The sequence below is a fragment of the Arcanobacterium canis genome (genome assembly GCF_029625435.1).
Taxonomy (GTDB): Bacteria; Actinomycetota; Actinomycetes; order Actinomycetales; family Actinomycetaceae; genus Arcanobacterium; species Arcanobacterium canis.
The window spans coordinates 120,272-133,905 of the sequence record NZ_CP121208.1 but is presented as its reverse complement, the minus strand read 5'-3'; the positions used below and the strand labels follow the sequence as shown (position 1 = coordinate 133,905).

Below are 13,634 nucleotides of genomic sequence, written 5' to 3'. Positions count from 1 at the left end.
TTTGAAAATGTCGTATTTCCAGCACTTTTAACCGACAGAGAAAACACTATGACGTGACAAACATAATGTCTAGTGTTTTTATTTTTTCTTCTCACACGGTGCGCACGAAAACGTATCCTTAGAACTATGTACATCCCAAAAATCACGCTTGACCGTACGAGCGATGTTCCGCTTCACCGTCAGATCTCTCTGCCAATCGAAGAAGCAATCATTGGCGGTGAACTCGAACCAGGGGCACTCATCGAAAATGAGATTGACCTTGCGCAACGAGTCGGGGTATCACGCCCAACGGCGCGACGTGCTATGCAAACCCTCGTTGACCGCGGACTCCTGCTGCGCAAACGCGGCACTGGGTCCGTCGTCGCCCCGCGCGCCGCTCACCGACCAGCCCACATGCCCTCGCTCAATACGGATCTACGCAACGCTGGCGAACACCCCACCACGCAAGTCCTGACATATAACTACAAGCTTGCCACCGCCGCAATTGCCGCCAAACTCGGCGTTGACATTGGCACACAAGTGGTTGAACTCGAACGCCTGCGGCTGAGAAACGGCACTCCCATGGCGATCTTGTACAACTGGTTGCCCGTGGCAATCATGCCCACGCGCGAAGATTTAGAAGAGCGCGGCCTCTATGAGCTACTTGCAGAGAAAGGAATCATCGTGGCATCCACTCAGCAAACTGTTTCGGCTCTTCGGCCCGACCGACGCGAAGCGAGGCTCCTGGCTATTTCCACACGTCAACCCGTGCTCACCATCGAACGCACCGCGTATGACACGACAGGGAAAATCATCGAATGGGGTTTGCACACCCATCGCGGCGACCTTTACCAATACACGTCTACCGTATTCGCTGCGGCTGAGTGAGCACACCCAGCGGCGGAATCCTCCCCTCGCTTTTCCACCCACAGCCGCACCGACGTCGGCAGGTACTCCCCTCCGTAGCGGCTAGACTAGCCTCATGGCAATTTCAGATCTCGTGCGCAACATCGAAGGCTTCGTCAACAGACACAATATCGCGCGCCGCCGGCAGCAAGGGTGGCTGCCACGAATCACACCCTACATGGGGTACGGCAACACGCATCAGCTGCGTGTGATGGCGCGTGTCCTCATGGCACCGCCACCGGAAAAACGTCTCCCCTCTGACGTGCTGGCAAAAATCGGTCTCACCGCAGAAAATCACTCAGCAGCGCAGGCTGCCTTCTGGGAAGCTGTCGCAGTGGCCGACGCCGCCGCGTCCGAAGCTCAGCGCGGCTGGAACCAGTTCTTCACCACACAGGTTGGATACTTGCGCGTCGATGTCACAATCGGTGAACATACTTACACCACGCGTACTGATCGCCAAGGCTACGTTGATCTCATCATCGAAGATCATGGACTCGAGCCAGGAGTTCACGAAGCCGTCCTCACTCCGAGCGCCGGTGAGCCTGCCACTGCGCAGATCATGATTCTTTCCCCGCAGATCCGGCGAGGAATCGTCTCCGATATTGACGACACCATCATCGTCACATGGCTTCCCCGCGCAATGCTGGCGATCTGGAACTCGTTCGTCAAATACACAAATTCACGCCAGGCCGTGCCACACATGGCACAGTTCTATCGATCTCTTTTGGACGGCGATGACGATGCGCCCGTTTTCTATCTCTCAACCGGCGCGTGGAATACATACGAAACTTTGCGCACGTTCATGGAAAATCGCGACTTCCCCACAGGCCCAATGCTCATGACTGACTGGGGCCCCACACCCACAGGACTCTTCCGAAGCGGACAGGAACACAAGAAAACCCAGCTGCGCAATTTGCTCATTATGTTCCCGCAGATTGAGTGGGTGCTCATCGGCGACGACGGTCAGCACGATCCGCTCATCTACGACGAGTTGGCGCGTGAGCATCCGTCATCGGTGAAGGCAATCGCGCTTCGTGAACTGGGGCCGGTAGAACAAGTCCTCGCCCACGGCACCACGGACGCTGTGGAAACGAATCGTCGTGATTGCGATATCGAAAACGCAGGCGTCCCTGTGGTACGCGGGCGCGACGGAATGATGCTCATGGTCGCATGGAAGCAGCGTTTTGGACATTATCGGCTGTGACGCCGCGTGACACGAGGCAAAGGCTCAGGCGTCGTAAGGAACAGCTTCGACGCTGATTTCTTCGCCCTTGTCGCTCTTCTCAGCCATCTTCGCTTTGACAGCTTCTTTCGCCTCGTGTGCTTTCTCAGCTGCTACGTCTGAGGCGGCTGCGAAAGCATCCTTTGCTTTGTCCTGGGCGGTAGCGAAAGATTCTTTTGCCTGTTCCTTCGCTGCGGCATAGGCGGCCTCGGCTTGCTCCTTCGCAGCACCGCGCCCCTTGCGCACAGGGGCAGATTCCCACACCTTGTAGGCGCCCTTCTTGATTTGCTCGTAACGCTCGCGTCCAGCGCGTGTTCCGAGCAGGTAGCCTGCACCAAACACGAAAACAGTCCTCAAAAACGACATTTTTCCTCCATTTTCTGGGCCCGCACACGATTCCCGACGACGGTGCCCACCTTGGTGTGCCCACCTAGTGTGCGTGTCAACACGCACACCTGCTGGCAGGTTATCTCCTTTCCCACTCTACAGGCGCACCGACGTCGTCGCTCAAAACCCCGCCCGTAGCGTAATATCAGCTAGTACGAACCGCGCTTGTCCAAGGAGACACATGAAAATCGGCTTCGATTCTGCAAAATACATACAGATGCAGTCCGAACATATTGCCGCGCGTCGCGCGGAATTCGGCGGGAAACTTTACCTCGAACTGGGCGGAAAACTATTCGACGATCTACACGCCTCGCGAGTCCTGCCCGGCTTCACCCCTGACAACAAAATTGCCATGCTCGATCAGTTGCGCGATGACATCGAAATTGTGATTGCCGTCAACGCTCACCATCTCGAACGTAAGAAGGTCCGCGCTGACCTTGGTATTTCCTACGAACAGGATGTTTTGCGCCTGGTTGACGTTTTCCGTGACCGTGGGTTCCTCGTGAACAATATCGTGATGACACAGGTCACTGCGGAAAATATGTCCGCTGCAGAATTCCAACGCAAGTTGGAGGCTTTGGGGATGACTGTTACGCGCCACTACCCCATCGCTGGATACCCCACCAACACTGAATTAATCGTGTCAGATGAGGGGTATGGAAAGAACGAATACGTCCAAACTACGCGTGATCTCATCGTGGTCACAGCACCTGGCCCAGGCTCGGGCAAGATGGCAACCTGCCTATCGCAGCTGTATCACGACCACAAGAAGGGAATTACCTCGGGTTATGCCAAATTTGAGACGTTCCCGATCTGGAATCTTCCGCTCGATCACCCGGTGAACCTCGCGTATGAAGCAGCCACAGCTGATCTTGATGATGTCAACATGATTGACCCGTTCCACCTGGCCGCCTACGGCACCCAGGCCGTGAACTACAACCGGGACGTGGAGGTTTTCCCTGTTCTTTTGACCCTCCTTGAGCGTGTGATGGGCAAGTCGCCCTACAAGAGCCCCACAGACATGGGTGTGAACATGGTCGGATACTGCATTAGCGACGACGACGTGTGCCGTTACGCATCGACACAAGAAGTAATCCGCCGATACTTCACAGCTCTTGTGGTTGAAGAGCAGAAGATGCTTGATCCTATCCAGTCTGAGCGCATTGCCATCACAATGTCGAAACTCGGTGTGAAGCCAGAAGACCGCCCGGTAGTCAATCCCGCTCGCCGTGTTGCTGACAAAACCGGGGCACCGGCGTCGGCGATTGAGCTGGCAGACGGTACGATCCTCACCGGAAAGACGTCTACGCTTTTGGGGAATTCCTCAGCGATGCTCCTCAATGCGCTCAAACACATTGCGGGGCTGGACGACGACTTGCTTCTGCTATCGCCCGAGTCGATTCAGCCGATTCAAACTCTTAAAACCGAGCACCTCGGTTCCGCTAATCCACGCTTGCATATGGATGAAGTCCTGATTGCACTGGCAGTATCTGCCGAGTCGGATCCGAATGCCCGCGCGGCTTTAGAAGCAATCGGTCAACTGGCCGGAACCGATGTTCACACCACGACTATTTTGGGAAGTGTGGACACCGAGATTTTCCGCAAGCTAGGAATCAACGTCACGTCCGATCCTGTGTATCAGACGAAGACGCTGTATAAGAAGTAAAAGAAGGAGAATCGGCTCATCACGGTTTGGGGGGTGCATCTGCAGATGCACCCCCCAGTGTTTCCCGTTCTGAGCAAGATGTCCACAGGCGTGATATTCAATGCCGCACCGAGGGAACAGCTACTGCACTGATCCTTTACGTGGGAGCTGTTGCCATGTCACCACGAGGTCTGAACCAGAAATCATGGTGGTGTAGGCGCTTTCTGCGGCCTGGGCGATGGCATCCAGTACGTCTTCACCGCCAGCGATAATGTCAAGGACAATTGATGTTTTTGCTGTCGTCTCATCGTTCTGCGACGGTGAAGGGACGACTTCGCTGACTGCCCAGCCACCTTGCCCACGATCTCCTCCGGGAAAGAGAGTGAGGGTGGAGAACCAGTGATCCACTGCCTGGCGCGCAAGTGATTTTTCACCATCCGTGACTGTCAGCCGCAAGGTAGCAGGCGTGCCGTCATTGTGCGGCGGATTCGTCCATAGCCAGTCATAGTCCACGTGATAACGTCGCTTATCCATGCCTCCAGTATAGTCAACAGGGGGAGGTTCAAACCTACTGACCACCGTGGTGTTGGTGATCTGGTTCGTGCTCACGCTTGCGCACTGGTACAGGAGCGCGTGTAAACCACACGAACGCGCAGCTCAGAATAAAGACGACGCTCAGAATCACGATCCACCACGGAAATCTAGGTAGCTGTGAGGCAGCTTCACCAATTTCTTTGGCATCGTTCGGAGTGGGATAAATACGCTCTCCAGTCATAACAATTCGATGAGTGTTGATGCCAAGTGGTGTACATGTGATGAGAGTGGCAAGGTCTTTGCCGGGAATCGCACGAATCGATTTACTGTCGTCAGGCGCGACAATGTGAATATCGACAATGCGGTATGCGAGGGTCTCTCCGAAAATTTGGAAAATAAATTCATCGCCCTTTTTCGCACGATCAAGATAGGTAAACATCGCTGCATCGGCAAGGCCACGGTGTGCAGTCACGACCGAGCGAGTACCGACGCCTCCGACGGGCAAAGCAGTTCCTTGAAGGTGCCCTGCGCCTTTGAGTAATGTGGCATCAGAAGTGCCGTGGTAAATCGGAAGATCGATATCTGCAGCAGGCACAATCACGCGACCCATCAACCCAGAATAGTTTGCTCGGAGTTGTTCGAAGTATGGGGCGATGCCATGTTGTTCGGGTGTGCGCGCCCTTTCACGAATCGTTGGAACATGCCCTTCAATATCAACAAGCTGCTCCCCCGCAAGGAGCTTGTTGTATTCATGAGCACGACGAATTTGGATCGCTTCTTGCGGTTCGGCCTGCGAAGCAATCTGCTCATAGGCAGAGACGATGCGAGATTGCCGCAGCTGGCTGAACCATTGGGCGGCGGAGGGATACAGCAACACGGTGGTTCCAAGAATCGAAAACAGAGCTGCAATTACTGCTAACTTGTTCCATTTCTTCTGACGTTTTTCAGGGGTGGGCGTAGAAGGCGAAGAGAGGACCTTGCCCATCTCATTATTATCTCGCATCTGGATCCCCCACATTTTGATCATCGTGCTGTGCATGATGCCGTGGGGTGGGCGGGACATGTCCCGCCCACCCCACGGCTAGTTATTCGTTCATATTAATCAGCATCGACGACGCGACTAATATCCTCGCATTCAGTCCTCGTTGCGACGCAGCGCAACAAAGCCGAAACCAAACGCGGTAGCGATCAGTGCTCCGCCAAGGAGAGTCATGATCACCATGCCGGCAGCACCCGTCAACGGTAGGTTGAGTAGGCTGTCAGTACCGGCTTGTGCAGACTTCAGGTTGGTCACCGTCAGCTTCTTTCCTGAGTCCTTGACAACTTCAACCTTCTGAGGCGTAGCGAAGTCTGCTGCAATCTCGTAGCCGAGTGGGGCCTTGGTTTCTTGAACACAGTACGTTCCAATTGCCATTTGCAAAGTCACAGTGCCCTGATCGCCCAAAGTCGTCATAAGCTGCGCATTCTCAGGCTTGGTGCCACATTGACCATTCTTGGGAAGCGGCCATACATGGAACTGTGCATCAGCAAGAGGCTGCTTTTCTTTGTTCACCTTGTCAATCGTGAGCGGCGCAAAAGAAACAACTGTTGGGGTCTTCTTCTTTGGGTTATTCGGATCAATATCTTCCACAGACGGAACTGAACCGAACTCCACGTTATTGATGTTTGTCGTCGATTGGTTAGCAAGCTCATCGCCAGTGACCGTCGAAGCAACCTTTGCAGTGATCGTTACGGTTACGACGTCGCCAGACTTCAATCCTTGAAGCTGGTCACCCTCAAACTTCACAGTCACAAGATTCGCGTCATTAACTGTGGTGCTAGGTTTCAATGCAGAGGGCTGACCGCCTCGTTCTACCGAAACGACGACTGCATCTGGCTGAATTTTGTCAACGCCCTTGGGAAGCTGATCGGTGATCTCAAACTTCGTTAGTGGCTTCTTCGTCGAAAGCTGTGGAATAGTTTGCTTGATCTCCCACACAATCGTATCCCCGGGGAAATGAACAGTGTCATTACCACCCTTGATAGTCTTGACAGGCCAATCCTTATCCGTCACCACAGTATTCTTCGGATAAACATGGACATCATAGAGGAAGGTTTGTTTCTCGTTCGGGTAAGGAATTGTCACAAGGAATGGAGCGGACTTCTCAGTCACATTTGCCGGAGCAGATTTTTCCGTCACAAGGTACACACCCAACGCCAAACCTTTGACATTAGTTTCCCCGTTATCTGCTGTGGGAGTGAACTCTACTGCCGGTTCCATGGTGGCAGGCTGGTCACCAAACATGACACGACCATCTTCGAGTTTGACGGTCTTTACCTTTTCCCAGCCTTCAGGTGTCGCGAGGTTAAGATCCTTCACCTTCTGATATTCAAAAACGACACCAGCAATTGGCTCAGTTTTCGGTTTCTTATCGACAAGCTCAGTGCCGTTGCCGGCTTCACCAGAATCTGGATTAGCGAACTTGTGAATAGTGATCGAACCAGTCTTTCCGGTATCAATATTTCCCTCTGCCGCGTGGGCGATGGGTGCTGCGAAGCTCAGCGCAATGAGCGAAAGAATCGCTACGAATGCGCAGGCCACGCGGGTGCGAATGGCACTAGTGCGGGCCATTACGTCCTCCTTAGTGAGATTGTGTTGAAAAATTTTCTTAATGTCTGCAAGGCAGGGGTGCGTGGTTACTGCGTGGCCCCTCCCTGACGGCGACGTAGGCTGCCGATTCCCGCTATAGCTGCGATCACCAGCGCAAACGTTCCGACGATCGCAAAGACAATCGTGCTCAGCCCACCGGACATGGGAAGGGAAGGAAGAGCCGCTGACGTCACTCTGACATTCGTCAACTTCCCTGCATTTTTCCCAACAGATAGATCTGATCGAACAATTTTCCCGGAGAGCTTGTCGTCAGTTTTGACATACCCGGCAGGAGCTTGGGTTTCCTCAATCAAATAGTCGCCCATGAATGCATCGGGAATCGTGAAATATCCTTCGCGCGGATCAGTATCCGTCATTCCAGCACATCCGCGAGGCTCGTCTGCCACACAATCCGCAATTTCCTCGCGGACGATGTCTTCTTCAGTTGCTACACGCCCGGATGTCCAAACTCGGAATTTCGCCCCGCCTAGCGGACGACCAGTCTCGTCAACTTTCGTCCACGAAAGAGTCGTGGACTTGGGCTCGTCAACAATGTTTTCAACTGTCACCTGCGGCAACGTTTCCCCCGCGAGTACTGCGCCAGCTGTGATCTGATTCGACGCCGTGTATCGGACAGACTTCCAGCTATATGCACCGTGCATTGATGGAGCCGCATCCTTTGTCTTTTGTTGTGCAGGTGAACCGATCATTGTCTGGGTCACCTTGCAGTTCGATCCGGCCGGAATCAGATCTTTGCCCGGGTTAGAGATCCACACTTCATCTTTCGCAACCGGCCCCCAGGTTCCTGTGACTTCTGCTCGCCCCGCCACAGTCGTCGCCGGCGGAGTACAAACGAATTCACCTGAAAACTTCAGCGTGTCGTCAAGTGTTGGTACAGATGAGAGTGATGGGTCAAAGGTGACAGTTGGTTTGATAGAAATCTGGCCAAACGGCTGATTCGACACCGAGCAATCCAATACCGACGTTGGAGACATCGCAACAGTAAAACCTTGGTCTGTATGTGTCACCGCGGTGGACGACGGCGTCGGCCATGCGTAGGTTCCTGGTTGTTCAATCGTCCTGCCATTCTTGGGGTCACCAATGGGGATAGTGTGCGTCCATGGCGCTTTCAAAGCAGTTGGCGTCTTACACACCGCACTGCCTGGCCAAAACTGGAAACCTGATGTGATCTTTTCTTCTTTAACAGCCACACGTGTCGATTGTTGATGTGTCTGTGTAGTGAGCGCCGTGGGCAAATCATTGAATGCGAGTGGCCAGAGCACGCTTCCAGCTTCTGTTGTGGCCGTCTTTCCCTTGGATGTCGTCTGCGTCGCGGGAACATCAACGAGTTTCACCTCTGCCCCTGCCGGAGATGCTGCGAGGGGAAGTTTCTGGAAGAACGTCCCGAGTGCGGTGGCGGTAAAAGTGAAACCGTCGTTTGCGGCGTTAGGCGCATCTTGACCATCGCTCCCCACAATGCGTTTGTGAACACTCAAAGTGGGGCGCACCAGAGTGACGGCATGATCTTCCACTTCGCCACTTGATACTAGGCCGGTGGGTCCAAAGTAATCAGCACTGTGTGGATCAGATGACTGCAAGGTAGCAATCAACCGAATAAGACTTGGGGAAATGGATGTTCCCGCCGGAGGAAGCATCCGCTCGGTGACGTCCCATTGAAGTCTTGCGCCCTTTGACGTTGTCTCACATACGGCATTAGCACGCTCAGATTCAGAAAACTTTCCGTCACTATTCCAATCCAACCAAGCAGATACGTTGGTCGGACGTGTACCGGGAGCAGGCTGGCACGCGACGGTTTGTGTGAATTTGCCTGGCTGGGCTGTCACAAGAAGGGGAGCGTCGAAGGCGTCTTCGTCGTTGTAAACGTTCAGACTCGTCGAGTTCGTCAGATCGTCATTACGTAACGTGGTCCACGAAGACTTGTTCAGGAACTGTGTATCCAGATCCGGGCCATTTTTTCCAAGAAAAGGAGCAGCTCCCTGTTGTACTTTCGCGAGAGTTTGTTGATCAGCACGAACCTGCGTGTGAGTAAGGATCGATTCCGTATCTGAAATATCCGGTTGGGAGATAGCGGCCGCTTGACCGTACGATGCTGGACCGTCTGAGACGTCAGCTCCGATCACGATTCCTATCGTGATGTAGTTTCCGAACCCTCCCCAAAGATCGATATATGCACCATCCGCGTTGCTTGCATACATTGTGGCGAACGGTTGAAAAGCCGCAGACGACACACTATGTGGAACAGTCATTTCCAATGCTTGTTCTGGGACAAGCGAGGATGCCAGGCTGGAATACTGCCAAAGGTTCTGGTGTCCTTGAGGGTTAGCGCCGGAGACTCGATCATGAGATCTCTGAGGCCCAAGACGAAGTTCGGTGTATGTGGGGTCACCCGGAGTGTGGCTGTACTCTAGGACGCGCCAATTGACGGGCTTTTCTGAATCAATTTTTGACGGGACGATGTAGGCAGCCTCACCTTTCGTCATTGCCTCTCCGTCAGAAAAAACCAAGCCATTAATCGGAATTGGTGTGCGGGAACCATCCTTGTTGATAACCTCTACGTGACACTTGACATCAAAACGAATACGTCCGCCACCTGCACGACCAATACCCACAGGTAGACCGGTTCGGCTCGCCTTGTCAAAACGCTGATAGACGTTATCCCAGCCATCTCCACCACCTGATGCAGTCGTATATTGACCAGGAATGTGGATATTGAGCCATGAGCCCTTGGGGGCTGCCTTACCGTTCGCATCCTCCATCAAATTCGACAGGCTGCAGGAAGTAGCAATTTTCTTGTCACCAAGAATCGTTTCACTTTGCACGTCATACGATCCTTTGGCCCCTAACTTCGATTGGCGAATAGTCCCGGCATCCTCTCGATCCCAGTTCACTTCGCCATAGGTCTTGTTCTTTTCGAGGACGCGCCCCTCGGTCTTCTCCAAAATCCCCAAATCAGCCGGTGTCGCACCTTTGGACCAATCAACCCAATCAATCATGCCCAGATATTTTGAACTGTCGCCGCTTGGGTTCCCTTGAGAATCGACAGAGCCGCCTTCACCAAAGGCAGCGTTTGCTTGGAGCTGGCGAATCGGCGTCACTACGCTGGCTATTACCAGCACTAAAGCGACAATAATGGTGACAAATAAACGTCTACACCAGTGGTGAGCTGCGTGGTTAGACAATGGTACTTTCCCTCTTCAGTGTGCATGAATCGGCATCTAAACGTATCTTGCTTTAACAAAAACATGATACCGAGAGGACTAGTTACCCCCCCCCGAATCACCTAATTGGGACGAGCCTCACCAAAAGACCACGGTGATCTGAACCGCCCACTCTCACCATGCGCCCTTCAGTTCCACGGTAGCTACCGTCGGTGAGCACACGATCGATCGGTGCTGCAAAAAGTTCTGGCGTCCAGGCAGGCCATGATCCCAGACCGCCGACCGCAGCCTGCGCACCAGCGTCGGCGCACTTGCTCCCCAGAGCCAACTGATGATCAACAGTGGAATTGAAATCGCCGGCCAAAATAAACGGGCCCTTCGCTGCACATAACGAGTATGTTTGTGTAATTTCCTTACGCCAGTTCGGCATGAGTGAATAGTCGGGCGCCACTGGATGGACACCAAAGATTTGTGGGCCATTCCCGTTCACGGGCGCCACAGAGACCCCTGAGCGGTGATCGTCAGCGACGGAGGTGGTGCGATACTTTCCTAGAGCATCACTGACCAGGACAACTGTCGATTCGAATTCGGCATTATATTGTGGCGTTGACGTGTCGAAATGCTGGAATGAATACCCCGATTGAGCAAGCTTATCCACAAGATCATTTCCGCGTGCAGTGGATGTTTCTGGCAAAACGACGATATCCACGCCCTCGTCGGCGATGATTCGAGCAAGCTGATCCGAATCCGTCGCACCACCCAAAGTGTTGTACGTCAGCACTGTGATCTGGCCATTTCCACGCCCCTCCATGCTGACTCCACGATCCGTGGAGAGTCGATCTGGGTTTGAAATTCCCCGCCACCACACAGTCCCCGCGTGAGCGACACCCACAAAAACCATAACGACAGCTAACAATGCTGCGATTCGTCCGGCATTGACGGCCTTGTAGCGAATAACCGCGAAAATACCGAAAAGCAGTCCGCAGATGAGGAATGCCACAGCAAGCAGACCTCGCATCGCGATGAGTTGCGCAAACGGAAACTGGAGTTCGTAGGCTGACAGACCAAAAACATTCGGACGAACCGAGATGATTGCTACAGCTACTAACGCTGCCCCGATCAGGCCCCATAGATATTTCACCCGAACTCCTTCATCTCAACACTTCGCATTCCACCTGCGCACCTATTTTCATTACCGCACAAAGGCGCCTGAAAATGTCAACGCAATCTCCTCGACTCCCTCATCCTACGGGGAGGAAGTGACAATGATTCGAGCACACCCGCCGCTATACCAAACCTTGACGGGTGCCACAGCCAATGCCTCACTCCATGCGCGTCAGCCCTGTGAAAAGTAACGATTCAGTAATGCGATTTACCCGCGAAAGTAAAAGAAAAACTCTCACAATTCGTCTGTGTCTAAGTACACACAATCACGTCCTCAGTACCACTTTCGCCGGCCTGAAAAAACGCGTTCAATTGGAGCCATGTTTGCACATCGGTGGTTCGCTCCGCTCCTGGTCATTTTGTCCGCGCTCGCTTCATATATGGGCGCGGCTTTCGCTGTTGACCTCTTCGCGCAGATGAGTACACCTTCGGTTGCCTGGGCACGATTCTTCGTTGCCGCGGTCATCCTGTGTGCATGGCGACGCCCGTGGCGCGGCCGCACCGCACGCGGATACATTTTCCCGATCATTTTTGGTGTGGTCATCGCCGTACTCACGTTGCTGTTCTACGCCTCGCTCTCTCTGATCCCGATGGGCGCTTCGGTAGCTATTCAGTTCCTCGGGCCGGTCACACTGGCCATGTTTGCCGGACGTTGCTGGCGGATCCGCGTATCCGTCCTCATTGCTCTCGTCGGCGTCTTCATGATTTCCTTCGGTGGCTTAGACGTCAGCGATCCGAAGATCCGCTACGGCATCCTCGTGACTCTGGCCGCAGGAGCGATGTGGGCCGTGTACATTATCACTGGCCGACGCATGGGGGCCTCTGGCCATCCTCTCGATAACCTTGCTATTGCAACCGCCACCGCGACCGTCGTCACCGTACCTTTCGCACCCGGTGCAGCCGTGATTGCTGTGTCACCGACTCTGATCGGCACAATTCTGATCGTGGCGTTGCTTTCCAACATTGTGACCTACACTCTGGACATCATCGTGATGCCGCATGTGTCAGCCTCGATGTACTCGCTCTTGGGGGCGCTCGCGCCAGCCACTTCTTTGGCTGTTGGCGTCATGATGCTCGGCCAACGCCCATCACTCGGTGAATTCGCGGGACTCGTCATTGTCATGGCCGCTGTCGCGCTCTCTGCTGGCACCACGACGCCGGCGGCTGGCGACGTCGTTGCCGAAGTTGCTGCCCAAGCAACGACCCACCTTGACCCGGTTGAGGTTCTTATCGATTCCCACATCATTCCTTCAGCCACGAGCACTCATATCTCGCTCGTGCCGGTTCGGGAACCTCGGCTCCGCCGCGCGATCGCTTCCCTTTCGAGACTTCGTCCAACCTCACGTCGGACAGCCCGAACAGCGGCGAAAATGCCACACTAGAACACTGAGTAGGGAACTACTCTTCCCGCAGCGAGAGATGCCTGAACATCGATAATCCGCTGGTTTGCCGATCCGCGAAAGGCTAGGCCGGATACATACTCGGCCTGAAGAAATGGGCCGTCAACGAGCACGTCACTCAACCCCACCAGCTCACGTTTGTCCAAAGTCTCGTTCAATAGTGCTTCGAAGGTATAGCCCGTCCACGTCCAAATTGTCTTGTGCGCTCCAAATTCTTTTCGCAATCTGCGGGCAATCGGAAGAAGAGTCCCGGTTGCCAGCATCGGCTCGCCACCCAAAAAACTCAATCCGGCAACATAGGGTTGAGCAACGTCAGAAAAAATTCGACGACCCAATTCCTCGGTGTATTCCTCGCCATACATGAAAGATTGCGCCGCTCGGTTGTAACAACCCGGGCATTTGAATGGGCACCCACTGACGTAGATCGAGCAGCGCACCCCTTCCCCGTCGACGAAGTTCATCGGTTTATAATCAGCGATACGACCGCGCGAAAGCTTCTCTGAGCGCCACTCGCCACACTCCGGCTGGTGGACACCGGCGTTGTCAATCCTCATACTGGTCTTCCTCCTCACGTATCGTCTCAAGGGGT

Annotated in this window: 11 protein-coding genes; 4 read left to right on the top strand and 7 right to left on the bottom strand. The window is 54.0% G+C overall.

Annotation, left to right across the window (positions count from 1 at the left end; all coding sequences use genetic code 11):
- Window positions 1–126 precede the first annotated feature (126 nt).
- Both P7079_RS00585 and P7079_RS00580 read left to right on the top strand, forming a co-directional pair.
- On the top strand, window positions 127–867 hold the full coding sequence (locus P7079_RS00585) for a GntR family transcriptional regulator (RefSeq protein ID WP_278012907.1): 741 nt from the start codon (window positions 127–129) through the stop codon (window positions 865–867).
- Between the two features lie 94 nt (window positions 868–961).
- Entirely contained in the window at window positions 962–2,089 is a 1,128-nt protein-coding gene (locus tag P7079_RS00580) for an App1 family protein phosphatidate phosphatase (RefSeq protein WP_278012906.1), read from the top strand.
- A 24-nt stretch (window positions 2,090–2,113) separates the two neighbouring features.
- Here the strand turns inward: P7079_RS00580 and P7079_RS00575 are convergent, their stop codons facing one another.
- Complete coding sequence (locus P7079_RS00575; RefSeq protein ID WP_278012905.1) at window positions 2,114–2,473, bottom strand: hypothetical protein; 360 nt, start codon at window positions 2,471–2,473, stop codon at window positions 2,114–2,116.
- A gap of 202 nt (window positions 2,474–2,675) precedes the next feature.
- Between P7079_RS00575 and P7079_RS00570 the strand changes: the two genes are divergently transcribed.
- Entirely contained in the window at window positions 2,676–4,160 is a 1,485-nt protein-coding gene (locus tag P7079_RS00570) for a DUF1846 domain-containing protein (RefSeq protein ID WP_278012904.1), read from the top strand.
- A 120-nt stretch (window positions 4,161–4,280) separates the two neighbouring features.
- Here P7079_RS00570 and P7079_RS00565 read toward each other — a convergent pair whose 3' ends face one another.
- The 5 genes from P7079_RS00565 to P7079_RS00545 form a co-directional block, all read right to left on the bottom strand.
- Window positions 4,281–4,673: a hypothetical protein gene (locus P7079_RS00565; protein WP_278012903.1), complete on the bottom strand. Its 393-nt coding sequence runs from the start codon at window positions 4,671–4,673 to the stop codon at window positions 4,281–4,283.
- Window positions 4,674–4,707: 34 nt separating this feature from the next.
- Window positions 4,708–5,658, bottom strand: coding sequence for a class C sortase (locus P7079_RS00560; RefSeq protein WP_278012902.1), 951 nt, complete (start codon window positions 5,656–5,658; stop codon window positions 4,708–4,710).
- 150 nt (window positions 5,659–5,808) lie between these two features.
- A complete protein-coding gene (locus tag P7079_RS00555) occupies window positions 5,809–7,284 on the bottom strand; it encodes a SpaH/EbpB family LPXTG-anchored major pilin (RefSeq protein ID WP_278012901.1) in 1,476 nt (491 codons plus the stop codon).
- A 65-nt stretch (window positions 7,285–7,349) separates the two neighbouring features.
- Complete coding sequence (locus P7079_RS00550) at window positions 7,350–10,316, bottom strand: CshA/CshB family fibrillar adhesin-related protein (protein WP_278012900.1); 2,967 nt, start codon at window positions 10,314–10,316, stop codon at window positions 7,350–7,352.
- Between the two features lie 283 nt (window positions 10,317–10,599).
- Window positions 10,600–11,622: an endonuclease/exonuclease/phosphatase family protein gene (locus tag P7079_RS00545; protein ID WP_278012899.1), complete on the bottom strand. Its 1,023-nt coding sequence runs from the start codon at window positions 11,620–11,622 to the stop codon at window positions 10,600–10,602.
- Window positions 11,623–11,893: 271 nt separating this feature from the next.
- Between P7079_RS00545 and P7079_RS00540 the strand changes: the two genes are divergently transcribed.
- Window positions 11,894–13,027 carry an EamA family transporter gene (locus P7079_RS00540; protein WP_278012898.1) on the top strand — a complete coding sequence of 378 codons (1,134 nt, stop codon included), beginning with the start codon at window positions 11,894–11,896 and terminating at the stop codon, window positions 13,025–13,027.
- On the opposite strand, the gene nrdG is transcribed toward P7079_RS00540, so the two are convergent.
- Window positions 13,024–13,599: an anaerobic ribonucleoside-triphosphate reductase activating protein gene (gene nrdG / locus P7079_RS00535; protein ID WP_278012897.1), complete on the bottom strand. Its 576-nt coding sequence runs from the start codon at window positions 13,597–13,599 to the stop codon at window positions 13,024–13,026. The genes P7079_RS00540 and nrdG overlap by 4 nt on opposite strands.
- Window positions 13,600–13,634: the final 35 nt, after the last annotated feature.

Coding starts and splice junctions, on each gene's coding strand:
- P7079_RS00585 (WP_278012907.1), top strand. CDS start 127: ATGTACATCCCAAAAATCACGCTTGACCGTACGAGCGATGTTCCGCTT.
- P7079_RS00580 (WP_278012906.1), top strand. CDS start 962: ATGGCAATTTCAGATCTCGTGCGCAACATCGAAGGCTTCGTCAACAGA.
- P7079_RS00575 (WP_278012905.1), bottom strand. CDS start 2,473: ATGTCGTTTTTGAGGACTGTTTTCGTGTTTGGTGCAGGCTACCTGCTC.
- P7079_RS00570 (WP_278012904.1), top strand. CDS start 2,676: ATGAAAATCGGCTTCGATTCTGCAAAATACATACAGATGCAGTCCGAA.
- P7079_RS00565 (WP_278012903.1), bottom strand. CDS start 4,673: ATGGATAAGCGACGTTATCACGTGGACTATGACTGGCTATGGACGAAT.
- P7079_RS00560 (WP_278012902.1), bottom strand. CDS start 5,658: ATGGGCAAGGTCCTCTCTTCGCCTTCTACGCCCACCCCTGAAAAACGT.
- P7079_RS00555 (WP_278012901.1), bottom strand. CDS start 7,284: ATGGCCCGCACTAGTGCCATTCGCACCCGCGTGGCCTGCGCATTCGTA.
- P7079_RS00550 (WP_278012900.1), bottom strand. CDS start 10,316: ATGATTGATTGGGTTGATTGGTCCAAAGGTGCGACACCGGCTGATTTG.
- nrdG (WP_278012897.1), bottom strand. CDS start 13,599: ATGAGGATTGACAACGCCGGTGTCCACCAGCCGGAGTGTGGCGAGTGG.